Below are 18,006 nucleotides of genomic sequence, written 5' to 3' on the forward strand. Positions count from 1 at the left end.
TTTAGATTTTGGATTTTGGATTTTAGATTAGTAGGGCTTACCCATAAATACGAAAGAAACCGGGTTTTTTACCTTTGTTAAAGGCTCAAAAGCACTATTTCCGTAAAAAACCCGGTTTCTACAAGCTGGTGTATTAAGGTGCCAGCAACTTCGCATCTCCCGGCTGCGGCTGCGGTATCTCCGGCGAATTCGATCGCCCTTGTGGTTTTTCCCCCGCAGGTGTGCGCCCACGCCCGGAATTCTCCGTAAAAACATCAACCAAAGCTTGAACCAAAGCATCCCGCTGTGCTCTATTTAACCTTTGAATAGCAGCGCGATCCTGTTCCATTGGATTTGAGCGCAAAACGTCTTTTCCCGGATAAACACTTTCCACCAAATAATCTGGAGTCGCCCCCAAATAGTCAGCTAAACTCAACTTCCAATCAAAGCGGTAATTGGGCGGCCGTCCTTTGACAAATACGTGATATCGAATGAACCGCCCGACTAAAGTATTGGTAGGATCGACTTTTCCAGTTTCCTTAGAAATGTAGTTATTTTCGATCGGGAAATCCGGCAATTTTTCGTACACCAATTTCCACGCATCTTGCACCCTCACTTGCGGCGGCGCAGATTGTTGAGCCACCCGCTGCACTGAGGCCGACTCAGAACTCCGCAGCAGCGAAGGTTCCAAAGCCGACATACTCAGTTCCCCGGATTCCAATACCCAACTCAAAAGCGTGAAAATCGCTACACTCAAAGTAACCAAGAGAAAACTTAAGCCCTGCTTTAATCTATTCACGGTTTTGACAATAATTTCAAAAATAGAATAATTTCATAAACTTACCCCCAAGCAGATGTCCTAGTTTCTAATTTTAGGATTTACGATCCTCAACCCGGTTTATTAGAAACATCAGAGTTTTTTTAACAAGGGAACTAGGAATCAACCGGGTTTCACGTCCCGCGCGCCCAAGTCTAGTTTAAGAAAGTTTTGAGTGTGGAGTTTAAAAAAATTACTCGCAATTCACCACTCAAAACTCAAAACTCCCCAACTCTAGATGTCTCCGATAATTTCCGGCTGAGTCAGTTCGTCCGACATCTCAAATATCGCCCGCATTACAGGTTTCATTTGATGGTCGTCCATATTGTCAAAATCTTCATATCGACGGCGTTTTGCGCGGTTCGCCACCTGCACCGTAATCCGATAGCGGTTGGATGCACCGTTAATCAACTCTTCCGCCCGACGGGTTAGCTGAGTTGAATCGAAAGTTGGACGCTTAACCATGAGACTCCCTACTTTATGTAATGTTACATTCTAGTCTAGTATGTCAAGATTCATAATTTATTAACTGAGTATCATTACTTATGCAGGTAGCAACAGCCTATTCCTTTGGTCACTTGCATCGGGGAAATTCTCATCCCCTCAAATTGGTTGCTTTCGGTGACAGCTTAATCTACGGTTTCGGCGACGGTGTAGGTGGGGGTTGGGTGGAAAGATTGCGGCGCCAGTGGATGTTACCGGAGAGTGCAGGACACGTTTTATACAATTTGGGCGTTCGGGGCGATCGGGCTTATCAAGTCTCCCAGCGGCTAGAGAATGAGTTTCGCCACCGTGGCGAACTGAGAAACCGTTTCCCGGATGCGATTATTCTTTCGGTAGGCCTCAACGATTCGGCGAGAGTGCAGTCGCCTACCGGGCGCAGCTACACTGAGTTTGAACATTTTAAAACTGTTTTGGATCATTTGTTAAACCTGTCCCAACAACTTTGTCCGGTGATATTTGTCGGGATGGTGCCGGTGGATGAAAGTAAAATGCCTTTTCAAGATTGTTTGTACTACAATCATGCTGACCAATATCGGTATAAAGAAGCAACGAAATTAGCTTGTGAGTTGCGGGGAATTCCCTATTTAGATATTTTTGATAAATGGATAAATCGGGGCAGTGATTGGTGGCGATCGCGCTTGATTGCAGACGGACTTCATCCCAATGCAGCAGGGTATCAATCTTTATTTGAAGATGTGACAAGTTGGGAACCGATCGCAAGTATTAGTCATTAGTTAGTTGTCAGTAGTCGGTAGTCATTAGATAGTAGTCATTAGTTATTAGTTATTAGTCATTAATCTAGTCGAGTGAGGGCGGGCGCTCTTGGCACCGCCCCTACATATAAAGGCTCTGCATCCAGAACTCTATAATTTCAAGGTAGATAAGGGAGATAAGCAACATAAGGATTTTAAGGAATTTAAGCATTTTAAAATTACCCAATCACCATAAAAATATTTATTTTAAAAGACCGTATCTTCCCCGCACCATAAGTAAAATTCTTCAATAATGATTACATAACCGAGGGAAAGAGCAAGTTGGGCAGAATCAATCAGCCTATCAAAAGCTTAGTTCTCCTCAATAAAAAACTTGTGTAAATTGGAGAATCAAAAATGTCTGTATTACATCGCATTAAATCTGGTACATCTGTTTTATTAACACTGGGAACAGTTGCCGGAACCGCAGCGCCGATGCTAACTCCCGCGCCTGCTTTTGCTCAGACAGCTTTTTCGGATGTTAATAATAACTACTGGGCAAAAGACTTTATCCAAGATTTGTCAGAAAGAGGAATTATCAAAGGATTTCCCGATGGTAGTTTTCGCCCGGATGCACCGGTAACGCGGGCTGAATTTGCGGCAATGATCCGTTCGGTGAAAAAGGCAAAAACCCGCGGTGCTGTAAGGTTTGCCGATGTTACCTCCAATTTTTGGGCAAGCGGGGCGATCGCCGAAGCTTACGAAATGGGATGGATGTCTGGCTATCCCGGCAATGTTTTCAGGCCAACACAGCAGATTCCTCGCGTTCAAGTTGTAGTCGCTTTAAATAACGGCATGGGCTATGAGCCTACGTGCGATTTTCAAGATGTTCTCAGCTACTATAATGATGCGGGTGAGATTCAAACTTATGCTGTCAAAAGCGTTGCGGCTGCTACTGAAAAACAGTTAGTTGTCAGCTATCCCAATCCTAAATCTCTCAAACCTAACAAGTCAGCAACGCGAGCTGAAGTAGCTGCTTTTATCTATCAAACATTAGTGAGTACCAATCAAGCAAGACCAATTAATTCTCCTTACATTGCTAAGATTGATGTTAGCGAGTCGGTTGCTGTGCAAATTCCCAGGGGGGTGACTATCCCAATCGAGTACACAAAAGGCAAGATTTTGCTCGCCCCTAATGACAAGTCTCCGATTACGCTGACTGTAGCTGCGGATATCACGGGAAGTAATGGTCAAGTGCTGATACCGGAAGGCTCGAAAATTAGCGGCGAATTGCGATCGACTACTTCGGGCGTTCAGTTTGTGGCTCAAGAATTAAGTATACTCAACGGGAGCAGAGTGCCTCTCAATGCCACTTCGCAAGTGATTACTAGGAAAGAAACTGTTACCAAGGGTGTTAATGTTGGTAATCTGGTTAAGAATACGGCGTTGGGTGCAGCAGCAGCGGCGGCGATCGCAGGTGTTACGGGCGATCGGGCGATCGCGACTGAAGAGGTGCTCGGCGGTGCGGGAATCGGGACTTTGATCGGGGTATTTTTGGGTAGAGATAAAGTCGATTTGTATGCTGTTAATCCTGACACCGATCTAGATTTGCTGTTGAATTCTGATTTGGTAGTTGGTACTGCCAGCACAGGCATTTGTAGCGCTCGATAGAGCCGATAATGGGAAATTTCCTCAAACCCCTCGCCTTGCAGGAGAGGGGCTTTAATTTGTGTATTTCACTTCCCTACAGGTGCATCTAATGAAATAATTAGCCAGGGATTTTCTTTAAGTGTGAATTCCTACGGACATCCCAAACTTTCGCGAGTAGAAACTCCCGTCACGGGATTGACACCATCTGCTTTCTCGCACAGGAGAGTCACTTGATAAGCGTCGATAATCGCGTCAGTAAAATCAGCGCCGGAAATTGCAGCATCAAAAAACCGAGTTCGAGTCATAATTGCCTCGGAAAAATTAGCATTTGTCAAATTAGCGCCGTCGAATGTAACTCTATCTGCCAAAGCGCCGGAGAGGTTAGCACCTGACAAGTTGGCATTCAGCAAAACTCCCTTGGTCAAAATCGCATTAGTTAAATCAGCACCTTGAAAATTGGTTCCCCGCATTTCCGCAGCGACAAATGTTCCCCCCGCTAAATCAGAGTTGGAAAAATCGCGATCGGACAAATTAATATTTGTGTAATTAATATTTGTTTTTGGCAGGGCAAATGCCGGAGTAGCACTCAGCAGAACCCACGCACAAGCCAACACTAAACTTAAAACCAGGCTCAGGAAAATTCTGAAAACACTTTTCATGATGATGGGAATGGGGAATTGGGCATAGTTGACTGTTGACTGTTGACTGTTGACTGTTGACTGTTAACTGTTGACTAATGACTAAGCTGTTGCGGCCTTTAAATTCTATGTCAAAAAAATCAAAGTCTTGTGGGGTGGGCGTCCCGCCCGCCCTGAATATACAATTTAAATGCGCGACAGCTTAATGACTACTGACTAATTACTAATTAAAATCGCTTTACCCAATCTTCGCCAACGCGAAGTGTCAAGTCAGAATTGATTTCACCCGTAGAAGATGCTTCAATTTTACCGCCGCCTAACTCTTTTTGCAGTAGATTCGCTGCCTCTAAATCGCCTTGCTGAACAATAATTTGACTTTGACGCTGCTTCTGGGGCGCATCCTGCACTACAGATACATTAAAAAAGCCCTTTTTTGTGAGAAAGTCAGCAATGTTTTTTGCAGTTGTCGGTTTGCTAGAAGCGTTTTGGACAGATATTTTGAGGTTTTTTGGCAACAGGGAGTCGCTGGAATTGCGAATTCGTCCTTGTTCAAAATCCGGCACGCCCAGGTTCAAGTATTGTGTCATAATGCGATCGCGCCCGATCGCATCTACAATCCAATAACTCCTCAAATCCCCTGTTTCTGAACTAGAACTTCCCGGCAACATTACCATTTTAAAATTATCTCGCTCCAATTGCAAACCGAAATTGGCTAGCGTCAATATTTCCTCATAACTTAGGTTTGTATCCACATATTTTTGCATCAATCGAACAATTTGTGGCAAGCGCACCAATGCTGATGGACTTGCGAGGCGGTCCCGAATAGCTTGAATTAAAGATTGCTGCCGCTGAATGCGGCCAATATCTCCTAAACCATCGTTGCGAAATCGAGCAAATTGTTCTGCTTGTTCTCCGTTGAGAGTTTGCCATCCCTGGCCTAAGTTTATTTTTAACTTTTGGGCAGTATCTGTATAGGACATCGCGCGAGGTACAAATACCTCAACTCCGCCCAACAAATCGACTAATTCCCGAAACGCATTGCTGCTGACTCGCACGTATCTTTCAATTTTCGTATTGTTCAGCATACTGCTAACTAATTGCGTCGCCAAAGCTGCTCCTCCCGTAGCATTAGCTTCGCTAATTTTGCTGAATCTAATTCCGGGAACTTCGACTTTAGTATCTCGTGGAACTGAAAGTAAACTAATAGATTTATCTCTAGGTTCGAGGTGAAATAAGAGTATAGTATCGCTGCGGCCGTTAAATATCTTAGGGGAATTGGCAGCAGATTCTGGCATGGCGTCAATTCCCAATATCAAGATATTAACTGACCGCGACAGGCGGTATCCAGAGCGGTTGGAGGATAGATAGTCAAAGCCCGTCGCCTCTAATACTCTATTGATAATTGGCGGTTCCACGGGAGCTAAAAGGGCGGTAATTGCACCCAATGTAGCCGAGATGGCGGCTGTGAAAACTAGGAAAAATAGCCCCACTATATACAGGAAGAATTTAGGCTTTTTTCGAGATATTTCAGCGACTGGTGTAACAAAGTCTCTTTTAAAAATTGACAAGTTTTTCATAGACTTGCTGTTGGTTATTGCAGTTTTTCAGCTTTGCAGTAAAACTTGGGCGGGGCTTCTGGAAAGTATTTGAACATAGCCGGACACAGCCAGCCTTCGAGATTTTTCGATTCCCACCGATACCAGTTACCGCCGTATTCTGCTTTCAACCACAGCATTTCTGCTTGATATCCGGGAAATGGATTGGCTGAAAATAAAAGTCGGAAACCTTGGGCGGCATTGGGAATGTCTGCGACAAGCGCGTTAATCATTTCGGGGACACCCTGAACAAATGGTTCTCGGACAAGTCCGACTCGCTCGTCGTCAAAAACCCAGGTGTACTGTTCGCGATAGGGGTAAATTACCATCATGGCATTGGACATGGTATTCGCCTCTTTTCATTTCCTTTTTTTGTCTGCAAAAATGCAACTGTTGATACATTATATTCTGTGGCGCGGAAGTTGTGCACTATCCGCTTTGACAACCCTATTTTAACGTAGGATTTTTCGTGGGTTATTTACAAATTTTATTCGCTTTGGGCGGATTGGTGAAGTTGAGAGCGATGGGGTTTTAAATCTATTTTTGTGGCTTTTTTTATTTTATGTAATACCAATTCTCCCAACTCTTGCAACAATTATGAGTTTTTGGTTTGTTTACGCTCACGCTTCAGGTAAGGTGCGTCGCTTGGAGATTGTCGCTCTTTTTTAGGATTGGCAGGTGGCGACGCACCCGGAGCGCTACTGTTGCATGAGTTTTGAGAATTAGTATAAATAGTATCCCAATTCAAGAGGAATAAAGGTGATTCCTTACATAATTTTTACTATTATGGGCCCTATTTGTATAACCTTTACTACGTTTATAGTAAGGACAAATAGTCTGTATTCTCCCAAACTATGAGGACGGACACCCTAACTACAAACCTATAACTATTTGTAGCTGGGTGTTATGTTTCTTTTCGGGAAGCTCCAACTCAAATTCTAGTCAGCTCAACCAGGGCATTAGCTAAATATTGATACTGCGGTAAAGTATTATATAACTGAGCCGAAATCCTCACCAACTGCTTACTAGCGTTCGGCCAAGGAATCACCGGAACTTCAATTTTAAAAATCTCCCACAGCGCCTCTTGCAAAGGTGGAATTCCTCCCTTTGCAACCACATCAGACTGGGAGTCTAGCAGCGGCACAACAGCCATCGAACCCACCATTTCATCTGGACAAGGTAGCGGCAAATCTAATTTGTCCGCCAATATTTTTCTTCCAGCCAATGCTAAAGCATGATTCTTTGCCATCAATTCCGGCCATCCGCCGCTCAACAAAGAACCCATAAAATCAATAGCTACAGGCACGCACAAATAGGGGCTAGGATCGACAGTTCCCATCCAGTCAAATTCTAGCTGAAAGCGCGATTTATCAGCGCGGGGCGAATTAGCACCGTGACTGATTGTAGTTGGCCGAATGGCATTTTGTTTGTCGCGCCGCACGTATAAAAAGCCCGCACCTTTCGGCGCGCACAGCCACTTGTGGCAATTTCCCGTATAGTAAGCCGCGCCAATTTCATCTAAATTGAGTGCTACCATTCCCGGCGCGTGAGCTCCGTCTACCAATACATCTACGCCACGGTTAGCTAACTCACCGACTAACTGTTTGATGGGAAAGATTAAACCTGTTTGGCTGACAACGTGGTCTAATAAGGCTAACTTTGTTTGCGGTGAAACGCACTTAATTATTGCTTCAATAACTTGGTCGGGTGACTCAATGGGAAAGGGGACTTCTGCTACTATTACTTTAGCACCTGTCCGCTCGGCTACAAAGTTAAGTGTGTTGCGGCAAGCGTTGTATTCCTGATTTGTAGTTAGCAATTCGTCGCCCGGAGAAAAACAGAGCGATCGCAAAACAGCATTTACTCCCGTCGTGGCATTCGGGACAAAAGCCAAGTCATCCTCACTCGCACCGAGAAATGCTGCTAACTGATTTCTCGCATTATCCAACAAGGGTTCAAATTCCCGCAGTAAAAAGCGCAAAGGTTCTCTTTCCAGTTGTTCTCGAAAAATGGTTTGCGCTTCGAGTACGGGAATCGGACAAGCCCCAAAAGAGCCGTGATTGAGGAAAGTTATATCGCGATCTAGCAACCAATATTGGTTAATCATTAGTAATTAGTAATTAGTAGTTAGTCAGTTAACTGTCAACTGTCAAAAGTCAACAGTTACTCATTTTACCTTTTAATTGCTCAAACTCTTCTAATGTATTGCAATTCGATAACATTACTGCTTCTCGTTCCCCTACAGGTAAAGGGATTGCGGGAATTTGATTTAACCACACTTGAAAGGAACGTCCACCTTTGTCAATAAAACTTTGCAAGCTGGGCAGAGATTGTTGGCGGTAGAAGCCGCACAAAGGCTCCCAGCGCGAATTTTGATAAGGCACAACTGCTAAAGTTGATGGGGGAAATTCGGTTAACTGACTTGCCCAATTCTGAATAATCTGGGCATCCAACAAAGGCAAATCGCAAGCTAACAGTAAAATCCAGTCGGCGGCTATTTCTGTCAATCCCTGAGTCAATGCAACCAAGGGCCCGGAGCCCGGATTGTACTCTACCAGAAATTGGGATGTTTCGGTTAAGGTCGATCGATAGCGATCGGGCCAAGCAGTCAGAACATAAACTTCGGGGGTTACAACTGCGGCAACTTCCAACGCCCGCTGCAATAAGGATTTGCCCTCTATTTCCAGCATAGCTTTATCCCTACCCATCCGCGAACTTTGACCGCCTGCAAGTACAATTACAGCAATTTTATGATTAGTCATTAGGAATGAGAATTAAATAAGTTGCATTTTTTGTAGGTTGGGTTGAGGAACGAACCCTGCGTTTCACTCCGCCCAACGCCACGCTTGATTGTTGGGTTTCGTTCCTCAACCCAACCTACGAAGTTATTTAATCCACGATCCTTAGTTATTAGTCATTAGTCAGTAGTCAGTAGTCAGCAGTCAGTAGTTATCGCAAGAATTGCCTGTTTTGAACAGGCAAGATGCCTGTTCCACAATAATTATTGGAGATGTCTAGTAGTCAGTAGTCAGTAGTTAACGGTCAACTGTCAACTGTCAACTGTCAACTGTCATTCTCAACTAAAAACACTAACGGCTTGGCTAATTTCCTCAAGTTTTTGGACGACTTGACCGCTGCTGAGTAAAGTTTCGGCCTCAATTAAACCAGAGTTTATATCCACACAAACTCCGCTGCGCCACAGATAAAATCCGCCGTTCCAGATAGCGGACTGCATCAATTCCGATGGTTTTCCAAGCAAAACTTCCTGCATTTGTTTGAATAACTCAGGGGCTGATTCAAAGGCAGGATTTGTGTTGCTAAAACCGTAATCTCCGTGAGCTAAAAGCACTCGTTCAAACTCGGCATCCGGCTTAGCAATGCCGATAATCGCAGTACGATCGCGCGGCAAATCGCAGCTTCCCTCCAATCCCTTGACTGTGGTATAATTTTTGATTCCCCGCAAGTCAAAGGCTTTTTGAAACATACCTTCTGTCGGCGGGTGGACGTAGCCCGATATGACGTTAACATCGCCGGCACAGGGACACCACATCAACTCCATTGTCGAAAAAGGTGGCCGTTTTCCAATTTCGCGGCGGTAGGGCACTAAAGCGGCGGCTTGAGGAAAATGCTTGGGAAGGTACACAAAACCCAAACCCGTATTGTCAAAAACTTGCTGGACTTTTTCTAAACTCAGTTTTCTCCAGTCAACTCCCAAACCGCGCCAAATTTCAATCAGGGGAATGCCTTCCTTGGTTGGCATGGTATCCCCCCCGTGCATGAGGGTTGGGACGCCAGATGCGGCTAAAATTAGGGCGGTTATTGGGCTAATTGGAGCCGTGCGCGATCGCCCGTCGTAAGCAACGCCAAACACGGCTACGGTAGAGACCGAAAACCCTTTTTCTCGGTTTGGAGGGGCAAGAAGGGGCCCCAATTCTTCATAAGCATCGAGCATTCCGGCTAATTCTTCCCCAGTCGGCCGTTTAATGCGGTGGGAAATCATAAAAGCTCCGATTTGAGCTGGTGTTGCTTCCCCCAGCAGCATCATCCGCGTGGCTGCTGCTGCTTCGGAGCGAGTTAAGTTTTCTCCTGTGTGTACTCCGCTGCCAATTTTTCGCAGCAATTCTCTAAATGCGTCACTCATAACATTTGAAGTTGGTAATTGGTAAGGGGTAATTGGTAGTATTTGAACCGTTTTAAATTTAATTTTCAGAACTATCTATTCAAAATTATCGAATTATACCAGTTCCCAAAAAGAAGGCAATTGTTGGAAATATCCAAACCCTTATTTCATCAGTCATTCCCAATCTAAAATCTAAAATCTAAAATGGTATTAACTGCCTGATTTTTCTAGCTTGATTACATCAAATGGCGGCACAAATTCGCGTACCAAATTCCAGAAATGGGCGATCGGCGGAATTTGCATTCGATCGTGAGTTGTCACCAATACCACTTCGCGAGTCCAAGTGGGATCTGCGGCCAATTGACCGATCGTCGAAACCTTGGAATTTGAGCGCTCTGGGGCGATCGACCGAATTGCTAAAGTACGATCGCCCTTCGCCTCCACCAAAGCTGAATGCGGCAGCAAAGCAATCAACTCTCCCTGTCGCACCACACCCCGAAAAGCATCAAGAGTGTTGAGTTCCAAAACAGCATGAAGTTTAGCACCGATGCGTCCAAATTGTTCTTGCACCATCCGCTGCATTCCGTACCCGTCCTTAAACACCACTTGCGGGTAACAAATCAATTCCGGCCAAGGTACTCGTTCGTACTGGGCCAGGGGATGACCCGCCGCCATCAACACCTCGATCGGCTCATTGTAGAGCACCTCAACCAACATTTCCGGGGCTTGAGTAAAATGGCGGTTGTTCATCACCACCGCTATGTCCACCAAACCATCTTTGAGGACTTTCAGAGCTCGATCGCTACCGAGGGCAGTCACTCGCAATTGCACGTCTGGATAGTCGCGGCAAAACTTTTGCAGCACAGGTGGCAAATAAGCAGCGCAAACCGAATGAATCGCCGCCACGCAGAGTTCCGGCTGCTTTCCCGCCCGTAAGTCTCCCAATTCTTCAGCAGCATTTCGCCAAGTCTGACAGATTTTGCGAGCGTGAGGCAGTAGGCATTCCCCTCCCACAGTCAGTTTCGCGTGGGCCGTGCGGTGAAACAGCGACAAACCCACTTCCGCTTCTAATCCCTGCACTTGGCGGCTAATAGTCGATTGGGTAACGCCACACTTCCGGGCCGCTTGCTGAAAGCTACCAGTTTCAGCAACTGAAAGAAATGCTTGAAGCTGCTCTAAGCGCATGGATGTTTAATTCGAGATGGTTTCAGAAATTTTACTGGAAGATAATCTGTGACATTAACCGATGTAGTAGCAGAATTTAGTAGACTTTGATACAGGTACAGATTTGTTTTGATTCCAGCGCCAGAGGCGGGGATGCTGCGCTCTAAGCATCAATCTGCTCCGGCAGGATTTCTGAGCCTCCAAGTAGAGGTCGATTCTCCTATGTTGAAGGGATTTCTGAATCTGCAAACTTATCAAAAAATAGATTCAATAAAGATGAATTTATCGAATATTGCCAGTTGCTAGCTAAACCGTTTCAATGAACGGCACTCTAGTAATCCCTTCATCAAGTGCGCTCAATTGCTCTGTTTTTCCGTAAGTTGTGAATTCAAAAGATAGCATTTAATTTAGTACCTCCTTGGGAATTATAGTATCTCACTCTCCCTAAACCTCTCAATAAATGGACAAATATTTCAGGCAGGTTAAAGCCTGCTGTGAACTTTCCTCCCCGGACTAAAGTCACTTTTGTTTTATGTTTTTTTGTGTATAAACTAGAAATTAGCGGGTCAGCAACACAAGTGCAACTAAGCTCGATCGCACAGGAAAGCCGAAATGCTGCTCTTTATTAAGATTATGTCATTTAACCACAATTTTATTCCGCAAGATGGCTGTTGCCAGTGGCAACCCCAGTTGATGGGACTGCAGGTGGTCAGCGATGTGTTAATTGCCTTGGCTTATTATTCAATTCCAGCACTTCTGACATACTATGCCCGGAAGCAGCGGGACGTGCCTTTGAGCAAGGGGTTTATCCTATTGGGAGCCTGGTTTTTCTGGGGCGGGACAACTTACTTGATGCAAGTTTGGATGCTGGTGCACCCCAGCTACTGGCTGTCAAGTTCGATCGCCCCCGTTACCGCTATCATCTCTTTGTGGGCTGTAGCGTCCCTGAGACCTTGGATTTCTCAAGTGTTGGCTTTGGCTGGGGCGGCCTCTTTTCCAGGAAATACGGCGCTGGAATCTGAAAAGGTCGATCGACTGCAAGCCGACTCTGATATTACAAATTCCGTCCCCTCCCTCACAACCGAACTCCAGCAAATTAACCAGCAATTGCTTGCAGAAATAACGCAGCGCGAGCGAGTCGAGGATCTCCTGCTTGACACCGTAGGCAAGCTGCAAGAAAGCGAAGAACGCTTCCGCGTTTTTCAGGAATTATCTCTAGACGGTTTTAACGTGTTCCGCAGCATCCGCGACGAATCCACAATTGTGGATTTTGAATGGGAATACGTCAATCCCGCAGCGGCAAAAATGCAACACCGTACCCCGGGCGAATTAACCGGCAAGCGATTGCTGCAAGTGCTGCCGGGGCATAAAGATAACAATTTGTTCGACCGTTACGTGCAAGTTGTAGAAACAGGAATTCCCCTCGAAACCGAGATTTATTACAACAACGAAGGCATTGTCGCCTGGTTTCGGATTATGACCGTTAAATTGGGAGACGGCATTGCTATTTCTTTTAGCGATATTACGGGGCGAAAGCAAGTAGAAGCATCCCTGCGCGAGGCGCTGCAAAAACTCACTTCTCATTTTGAAAATACGCCCCTAGCGGTGATTGAGTGGGATGAAAACTTTCGTCTCAGCGGGTGGTCGCCGGCGGCCGAGAATATTTTTGGGTGGGAAAAAAGAGAAGTTTTAGGCAAGCATTTTAGCGACTGGAACTTTATTTCCAAGGGCGATTTGTCAGAGGTAGAATCTGCAATTTATAGTTTAAAAAAACCCGAAAATCGCTGCAATGTAGTTCGCAACAGCAATTATAATAAGAGGGGTTCGTTGGTACACTGCGAGTGGTACAATTCGGCTTTTTACAGCGATTCGGGACAGTTGGTATCGGTGCTGTCTCTGGTTTTGGACGTGACTGAACGCTTTAAGTTTCTGGAAGTGCTGCGACAGTCTGAAGAGCGGTTTAGGATTGCAGCAGAAAGTGCCAGTGATTTGATTTACGAATGGGATATCGAGACCGACATCGTGCTGTGGTTCGGTCACGTAGACGAACATTTGGAGTACGCAAAAGGCGGATTTCCGAGGACAAGAGCAGCTTGGAACAGTATCTTGCACCCGATCGACCGCGATCGAGTTTTGGTCGCAGTCGATCGGTATTTGAGTGCGCCAGACAGTTCTGCTGCCCCATTTTTTCAGGAATACCGCGTTCAGTGCCAACGGGGTGGCTTGCTCCATTGGATCGATCGGGGCAAAGCAGTGCTTGACAAACAAGGCAATCCCTGCAAATGGATCGGCGTAATTAGCGACATCACCGCTCGCAAAGAAGCCGAAGAACAGCGGAATTGGGCATTGGCGCGGGAACAGGCCGCTCGTCGCGAAGCCGAAGCCAGCGAACAGTTGTACCGCGTCCTCGCTGAAGCCATCCCGCAAATAGTTTGGACTGCCAGACCCGACGGCTGGCTCGACTACTACAACCAGCGCTGGTTTGAATATACTGGCTTGACACTGGAGGAAACTCAAGGCTGGGGGTGGGAGCTAGCCCTGCATCCCGATGATGTGGAAGATTCCGTAGAAAGCTGGAAGACCTCGGTGCAGACGGGGAGGACTTACGAGGTGGAATACCGCTTTAAACGAGCCTCTGACGGGGCTTACCGCTGGCATCTGGGCAGGGCATTGCCCGTGCGGGACGCTGAGGGGAAAATTCTTAAATGGTTCGGGACTTGTACTGATATTGACGATCGCCAGCGATCGGCCCAAACAGCCTATTTTAACGCTCAAGCTTTGGCTTTGCTGTCGTCGGCTTCCCTGGATTACGAGGAGGCGCTGCAAGGTTTGGCAGATTTAACAGTACCGGGGCTGGGGGATTGGTGCTGTGTGCATTTGCTCGATGCCGACGGCTCGATCCGCTTGCAAGCAGTTGCTCACTCAGATCCGAGCAAAGTCGCTCTGCTGTGGCAAATCGATCAGCGTATGCCACTAGACCCCCAGGGACGGCACGGAGTAGCAAAGGTGCTACGGACTGGTGAGTCGAAGCTCTACCCAGAAATACCGGAATGGGTGATCGAGGCGGTTGTGCCGGACAGGGAACTGCAGTTGGTGCTGCGAGCCCAATCCCAGGTACTGTCGGCAATCTGCGTGCCGCTGATCGCTCGTGGGCGGACGCTGGGAGCGATTTCGTTGCTGTGCGGGGAGTCGGGCCGCCGCTGCGGGGAGAGCGATTTGGTTTTGCTGGAGGATTTGGCGCGGGATGCGGCGGTGGCGATCGACAATGCGCGGCTTTACCGGGAAGCCGCAGAGGCTAACCGGATTAAAGACCAGTTTTTAGGAACGCTTTCTCACGAGTTGCGGACGCCTCTGAACGCGATTTTGGGCTGGGCCCAGATGCTGCGGCAGCGCCAGATGAGTGCCGAAAAAACGGCTGTGGGTTTGGAGACTATTGAGCGAAACGCGCGGTTGCAAACTCAGATGATTGAGGATTTGCTGGATGTTTCCCGGATTGTGAGCAACAAAGTGTGTTTGAAGCTGTTCCCGGTAGATTTGGTGCGGATTGTAGAAACGGCGGTGAAGGCGCTGATCCCTGATGCTGAAGCTAGGGGAATTGAATTGGTCAGTTTTTGTGGCGAAGGGGTGAGCTTGGTGAAGGGCGATGCTACTCGTTTGCAGCAGGTGGTGTCTAATTTGCTCTCGAATGCTATTAAGTTTACGCCGCCGTCGGGTCGCGTGGAAATCACGCTCTCGGAGGATGGGGAACCGGGAGCAGGGGGTGGCGCCATCTTGTCTGGGCCGTCTCCGGTTCACTCTGTTTTGATCGTTGTTAGCGATACGGGAATTGGCATCAGCAAGGAGTTTTTGCCCTTTGTGTTCGATCGCTTCCGCCAAGCTGACAGCACTTCTACGCGCAATTACGGCGGGCTGGGACTGGGATTGGCGATCGTCCGCCATCTCGTGGAACTCCACGGCGGCAGTGTCTGGGCCGAAAGTCCTGGGGAAGGACTCGGCTCGACTTTCCGAGTCCGACTGCCAATTGAGCACAGCTAAAGTTGTGATTTTTCAGTTATCGAGTTCAAAATTCAATATTTAATTTCTACTTAAGGTGCTTATGGCGCACCCTAAATTTAAATGTTCTCCGTAAATCCGCCCGCTCTTAATTTTATTGCCATTCTTGCAGGGCGATCGCAATTCCTTGTTTCAATTTTGGTTCGAGACTCTCTTGTTTCACTAAGCTTTCTAATTTCTGCCTAGCCTCAGCAGCACCTAGCTGTTTGAGCGCTGCCATGCAGTGTAGCCTGACGCTGTTGTCTGCGTCGCCCAACATTGAAATTAGAGCATCTAGCCCTCTCATATCTCCTAATTTTCCTAAACCTAAAGCTAAAGATTTTTTGCTGACGGCCTCCTGCACGGCCGGATGATCTGTTTTCAGCAAATCAATCATAATTTCAGCAGCAGCAGCTTTTAATTCCGGCTTTTCTACTCGCCCTAAAACAGTGACTATTTCTTGACAAAGACTATAATTTATGTTAGTAAATTGCGCCATTAATGTCTGATGCAAATATGCTAAAGCGGTTGCAGTTTCCATCCAGCTTAGGGCGCGCACAGTTTCGATTTGCAATTCCACCGGAGTTAGGGGCGATCGCAGCAATTCAAATAAAGCAGCAGCAGCAGCATCGGTTTTCACTCGCCCGATCGCGATCGCCGCTTGCTGACAAACTTCTAATCGGATGTCGGAAAGCAAAGGTTTGAGTAAGTTAACTAAATCTAATTCTGCATCTAAATAGGCGCGCACACCCAGAGCTCGCACGGCTTCTTTTCTGACTGCTGTCGCCGGATCTTTGAGTGCTGCTACCAGTACCGGGGGGATGCGGGAATCGTGAAAGCTGCTCAGGGCCTCGATTGCGGCTGCCCGCACCGCAACTTGAGAGTCTCCGACTACGCTCAACAGCGGTGGGATGGTTTCGGTGCGCCGAATTTGGGCGAGTGCTGCTGTTGCAAACTGTCGCGAGTCTTCTTGGAGTAGGAGAGTTGCTAGGGATTCTATGGCTGTCGGGCCGAAATTCCCTAGGGTTTCGGCGGCGATTTGGCTCAATTCTTCGTCGGAATTTTTGACTAATTCTACTAAAGCTTGAATCACTTCCGGGCGATTCCCTACGGGATAGCTTAGCTTCACGAACTTTCCGAGAATGCGGGCGGCGAACCACCGGGGCTCCGTGTCTGCGTCTTCGTCTTCGAGCACGGCAATTAAAGGTGCGATCGCGCCATTTCCCAGATTTGGCAATACTTTAGCAATTTCCCAACGGTCTTGAAAATCGCCCGATTTTAAGGCTTCTATTGCTAAACTGACAGCTTGCTCTAAAATGTGTTCTTCCTGCGGCTTCCTACCGTCGGCTGTCACTTGCTGCAAGCATTCAACTAAGCCTTGCCAGTTTTGGCGATCGGCAGCGACTTGGGCTTTTTGTAAAATATTATACATGATTTTAAATTAAGTTCGATCCACAAGCGAGGTTTTTTGCTGCTAAGTCAGAGCCGGAGGGAGCTATTTTTTACAAATCTTTTGCTACAATTATCCATTTTTTAACATTTTTGTCAATCCATCATAACTGGTAAAATGGAAGTAAAGCATTAATTTCATGCAGTTAAGGCATCAAGCTATACTTTTTGTAATTTAAAATACGCAATATTCCTAATTAAAAATTAACAAATGAAGAAAGCTCTACTTTTAGTAAACCAGCACTCCCGAAAAGGGCAAAAGCTATTATCTCAAGCCACTGTAAAATTAGAAGCACTGGGTTTTGAGTTAATTATAGAGTCTACCGACCACGCCCACGAACTTTCCGACACGATTCGCCGCTACCAAAATCGAGTCGAATTAGTAATAATTGGCGGTGGCGACGGCACTCTCAACGCCGCCATAGAAGGTTTGATAGACACCAAGTTACCCTTGGGTATTTTGCCCATGGGAACAGCTAACGACCTAGCCCGCACTCTGAGAATCCCTACAGATTTATCAGCAGCTTGTCAAGTAATCGCCAGGGGTAAAGTTCGGCTCATAGACTTAGGTTGGGTGAACGGCAAGCATTTTTTTAATGTGGCGAGTTTGGGATTGAGCGTGCAAATTACCCAGCGGCTGACTAAAAACGTGAAGCAGCGCTGGGGAGTTTTAGCTTATGCTTTTACTGCTTTGCAGACAATTTTGTCAGCGCGACCGTTCCGAGCAGAAATTAAGGTAAACAACCAATCTTTTAAGGTGAAAACTATTCAAATTGCCATTGGCAACGGTCGCTATTACGGCGGAGGGATGACAGTAGCCGAGGATGCCACAATCGACGACAAGCGACTGGATTTGTACAGTTTGGAAACAATACACTGGTGGGAAATCATTGCTTTGCTGCCGGCTATGAGGCAAGGAAATTATACCAGTTCGCCTAACGTTCGCGTCTTGTACGCTCAAGAATTTGAGGTGAATACTAGCAAACGCCGTCCGATTAATACTGACGGTGAAATCACAACTTACACGCCTGCAAAATTCCGAGTCATTCCCCAAGCTTTAGCAGTTATAGCTCCTTCATAACTCATGACTTATATAATTATGTTGTGGAACAGGCATCTTGCCTGTTCATATATAATTATGTTGTGGAACAGGCATCTTGCCTGTTCATATATTTGCCACGGGCAAGATGCCCGTGCCACAGTTAATTAATCAATAAATTATATTATGTTGTGGAACAGGCATCTTGCCTGTTCATATATTTGCCACGGGCAAGATGCCCGTGCCACAATTAATTAATCAATAAATTATATTATGTTGTGGAACAGGCATCTTGCCTGTTCATATATTTGCCACGGGCAAGATGCC

14 protein-coding genes are annotated in these 18,006 nt (G+C 46.5%); 4 read left to right on the forward strand and 10 right to left on the reverse strand.

Going from position 1 to position 18,006, the window contains the following annotated elements; translation table 11 throughout:
- Positions 1-133: 133 nt before the first annotated feature.
- Positions 134-736: a hypothetical protein gene (locus QUB20_RS15025; protein WP_333291449.1), complete on the reverse strand. Its 603-nt coding sequence runs from the start codon at positions 734-736 to the stop codon at positions 134-136.
- A gap of 294 nt (positions 737-1,030) precedes the next feature.
- The gene (locus QUB20_RS15030; protein ID WP_015175138.1) at positions 1,031-1,261 is read right to left on the reverse strand and encodes a DNA-directed RNA polymerase subunit omega; all 231 of its coding nucleotides are present in this window, start codon (positions 1,259-1,261) and stop codon (positions 1,031-1,033) included.
- An 80-nt stretch (positions 1,262-1,341) separates the two neighbouring features.
- On the opposite strand from QUB20_RS15030, the gene QUB20_RS15035 reads away from it, so the two are divergent.
- Positions 1,342-2,034, forward strand: a complete 693-nt coding sequence (locus tag QUB20_RS15035) for a GDSL-type esterase/lipase family protein (RefSeq protein ID WP_333248742.1) — start codon at positions 1,342-1,344, stop codon at positions 2,032-2,034.
- 375 nt (positions 2,035-2,409) lie between these two features.
- Positions 2,410-3,663 (forward strand): S-layer homology domain-containing protein, encoded by a 1,254-nt coding sequence (locus tag QUB20_RS15040; protein WP_333248744.1) that lies wholly within the window; start codon positions 2,410-2,412, stop codon positions 3,661-3,663.
- Between the two features lie 128 nt (positions 3,664-3,791).
- Here the strand turns inward: QUB20_RS15040 and QUB20_RS15045 are convergent, their stop codons facing one another.
- The 7 genes from QUB20_RS15045 to QUB20_RS15075 all read right to left on the reverse strand — a co-directional run bounded on the left by QUB20_RS15045 (position 3,792) and on the right by QUB20_RS15075 (position 11,180).
- Positions 3,792-4,301 (reverse strand): pentapeptide repeat-containing protein, encoded by a 510-nt coding sequence (locus QUB20_RS15045; RefSeq protein ID WP_333248747.1) that lies wholly within the window; start codon positions 4,299-4,301, stop codon positions 3,792-3,794.
- Between the two features lie 206 nt (positions 4,302-4,507).
- Positions 4,508-5,857, reverse strand: a complete 1,350-nt coding sequence (locus QUB20_RS15050; RefSeq protein ID WP_333248750.1) for an LCP family protein — start codon at positions 5,855-5,857, stop codon at positions 4,508-4,510.
- A gap of 14 nt (positions 5,858-5,871) precedes the next feature.
- Positions 5,872-6,219 carry a DUF6717 family protein gene (locus QUB20_RS15055; RefSeq protein WP_015175132.1) on the reverse strand — a complete coding sequence of 116 codons (348 nt, stop codon included), beginning with the start codon at positions 6,217-6,219 and terminating at the stop codon, positions 5,872-5,874.
- Between the two features lie 587 nt (positions 6,220-6,806).
- A complete protein-coding gene (locus QUB20_RS15060; protein ID WP_333248752.1) occupies positions 6,807-7,982 on the reverse strand; it encodes an aminotransferase class V-fold PLP-dependent enzyme in 1,176 nt (391 codons plus the stop codon).
- A 49-nt stretch (positions 7,983-8,031) separates the two neighbouring features.
- A complete protein-coding gene (locus QUB20_RS15065) occupies positions 8,032-8,637 on the reverse strand; it encodes a molybdenum cofactor guanylyltransferase (RefSeq protein WP_333248756.1) in 606 nt (201 codons plus the stop codon).
- Between the two features lie 314 nt (positions 8,638-8,951).
- Positions 8,952-10,016, reverse strand: a complete 1,065-nt coding sequence (locus QUB20_RS15070) for an anthranilate phosphoribosyltransferase family protein (RefSeq protein WP_333248759.1) — start codon at positions 10,014-10,016, stop codon at positions 8,952-8,954.
- Between the two features lie 189 nt (positions 10,017-10,205).
- A complete protein-coding gene (locus QUB20_RS15075; RefSeq protein WP_333248760.1) occupies positions 10,206-11,180 on the reverse strand; it encodes a LysR family transcriptional regulator in 975 nt (324 codons plus the stop codon).
- A gap of 591 nt (positions 11,181-11,771) precedes the next feature.
- On the opposite strand from QUB20_RS15075, the gene QUB20_RS15080 reads away from it, so the two are divergent.
- Positions 11,772-15,194: a PAS domain S-box protein gene (locus tag QUB20_RS15080; RefSeq protein ID WP_333248762.1), complete on the forward strand. Its 3,423-nt coding sequence runs from the start codon at positions 11,772-11,774 to the stop codon at positions 15,192-15,194.
- A gap of 112 nt (positions 15,195-15,306) precedes the next feature.
- Here QUB20_RS15080 and QUB20_RS15085 read toward each other — a convergent pair whose 3' ends face one another.
- Entirely contained in the window at positions 15,307-16,623 is a 1,317-nt protein-coding gene (locus tag QUB20_RS15085; protein WP_333248765.1) for a HEAT repeat domain-containing protein, read from the reverse strand.
- Positions 16,624-16,851: 228 nt separating this feature from the next.
- On the opposite strand from QUB20_RS15085, the gene QUB20_RS15090 reads away from it, so the two are divergent.
- The gene (locus tag QUB20_RS15090) at positions 16,852-17,721 is read left to right on the forward strand and encodes a lipid kinase (protein ID WP_333231688.1); all 870 of its coding nucleotides are present in this window, start codon (positions 16,852-16,854) and stop codon (positions 17,719-17,721) included.
- Positions 17,722-18,006 lie beyond the last annotated feature (285 nt).

The sequence above is a fragment of the Microcoleus sp. B4-C2 genome, assembly GCF_036705265.1.
Lineage (GTDB): Bacteria > Cyanobacteriota > Cyanobacteriia > Cyanobacteriales > Microcoleaceae > Microcoleus.

Excerpts from the sequence above, each read along its gene's own strand:
- QUB20_RS15030 (WP_015175138.1), bottom strand. The coding sequence starts at position 1,261 with ATGGTTAAGCGTCCAACTTTCGATTCAACTCAGCTAACCCGTCGGGCG.
- QUB20_RS15035 (WP_333248742.1), top strand. The coding sequence starts at position 1,342 with ATGCAGGTAGCAACAGCCTATTCCTTTGGTCACTTGCATCGGGGAAAT.
- QUB20_RS15040 (WP_333248744.1), top strand. The coding sequence starts at position 2,410 with ATGTCTGTATTACATCGCATTAAATCTGGTACATCTGTTTTATTAACA.
- QUB20_RS15045 (WP_333248747.1), bottom strand. The coding sequence starts at position 4,301 with ATGAAAAGTGTTTTCAGAATTTTCCTGAGCCTGGTTTTAAGTTTAGTG.
- QUB20_RS15050 (WP_333248750.1), bottom strand. The coding sequence starts at position 5,857 with ATGAAAAACTTGTCAATTTTTAAAAGAGACTTTGTTACACCAGTCGCT.
- QUB20_RS15055 (WP_015175132.1), bottom strand. The coding sequence starts at position 6,219 with ATGTCCAATGCCATGATGGTAATTTACCCCTATCGCGAACAGTACACC.
- QUB20_RS15060 (WP_333248752.1), bottom strand. The coding sequence starts at position 7,982 with ATGATTAACCAATATTGGTTGCTAGATCGCGATATAACTTTCCTCAAT.
- QUB20_RS15065 (WP_333248756.1), bottom strand. The coding sequence starts at position 8,637 with ATGACTAATCATAAAATTGCTGTAATTGTACTTGCAGGCGGTCAAAGT.
- QUB20_RS15070 (WP_333248759.1), bottom strand. The coding sequence starts at position 10,016 with ATGAGTGACGCATTTAGAGAATTGCTGCGAAAAATTGGCAGCGGAGTA.
- QUB20_RS15075 (WP_333248760.1), bottom strand. The coding sequence starts at position 11,180 with ATGCGCTTAGAGCAGCTTCAAGCATTTCTTTCAGTTGCTGAAACTGGT.
- QUB20_RS15080 (WP_333248762.1), top strand. The coding sequence starts at position 11,772 with ATGCTGCTCTTTATTAAGATTATGTCATTTAACCACAATTTTATTCCG.
- QUB20_RS15085 (WP_333248765.1), bottom strand. The coding sequence starts at position 16,623 with ATGTATAATATTTTACAAAAAGCCCAAGTCGCTGCCGATCGCCAAAAC.
- QUB20_RS15090 (WP_333231688.1), top strand. The coding sequence starts at position 16,852 with ATGAAGAAAGCTCTACTTTTAGTAAACCAGCACTCCCGAAAAGGGCAA.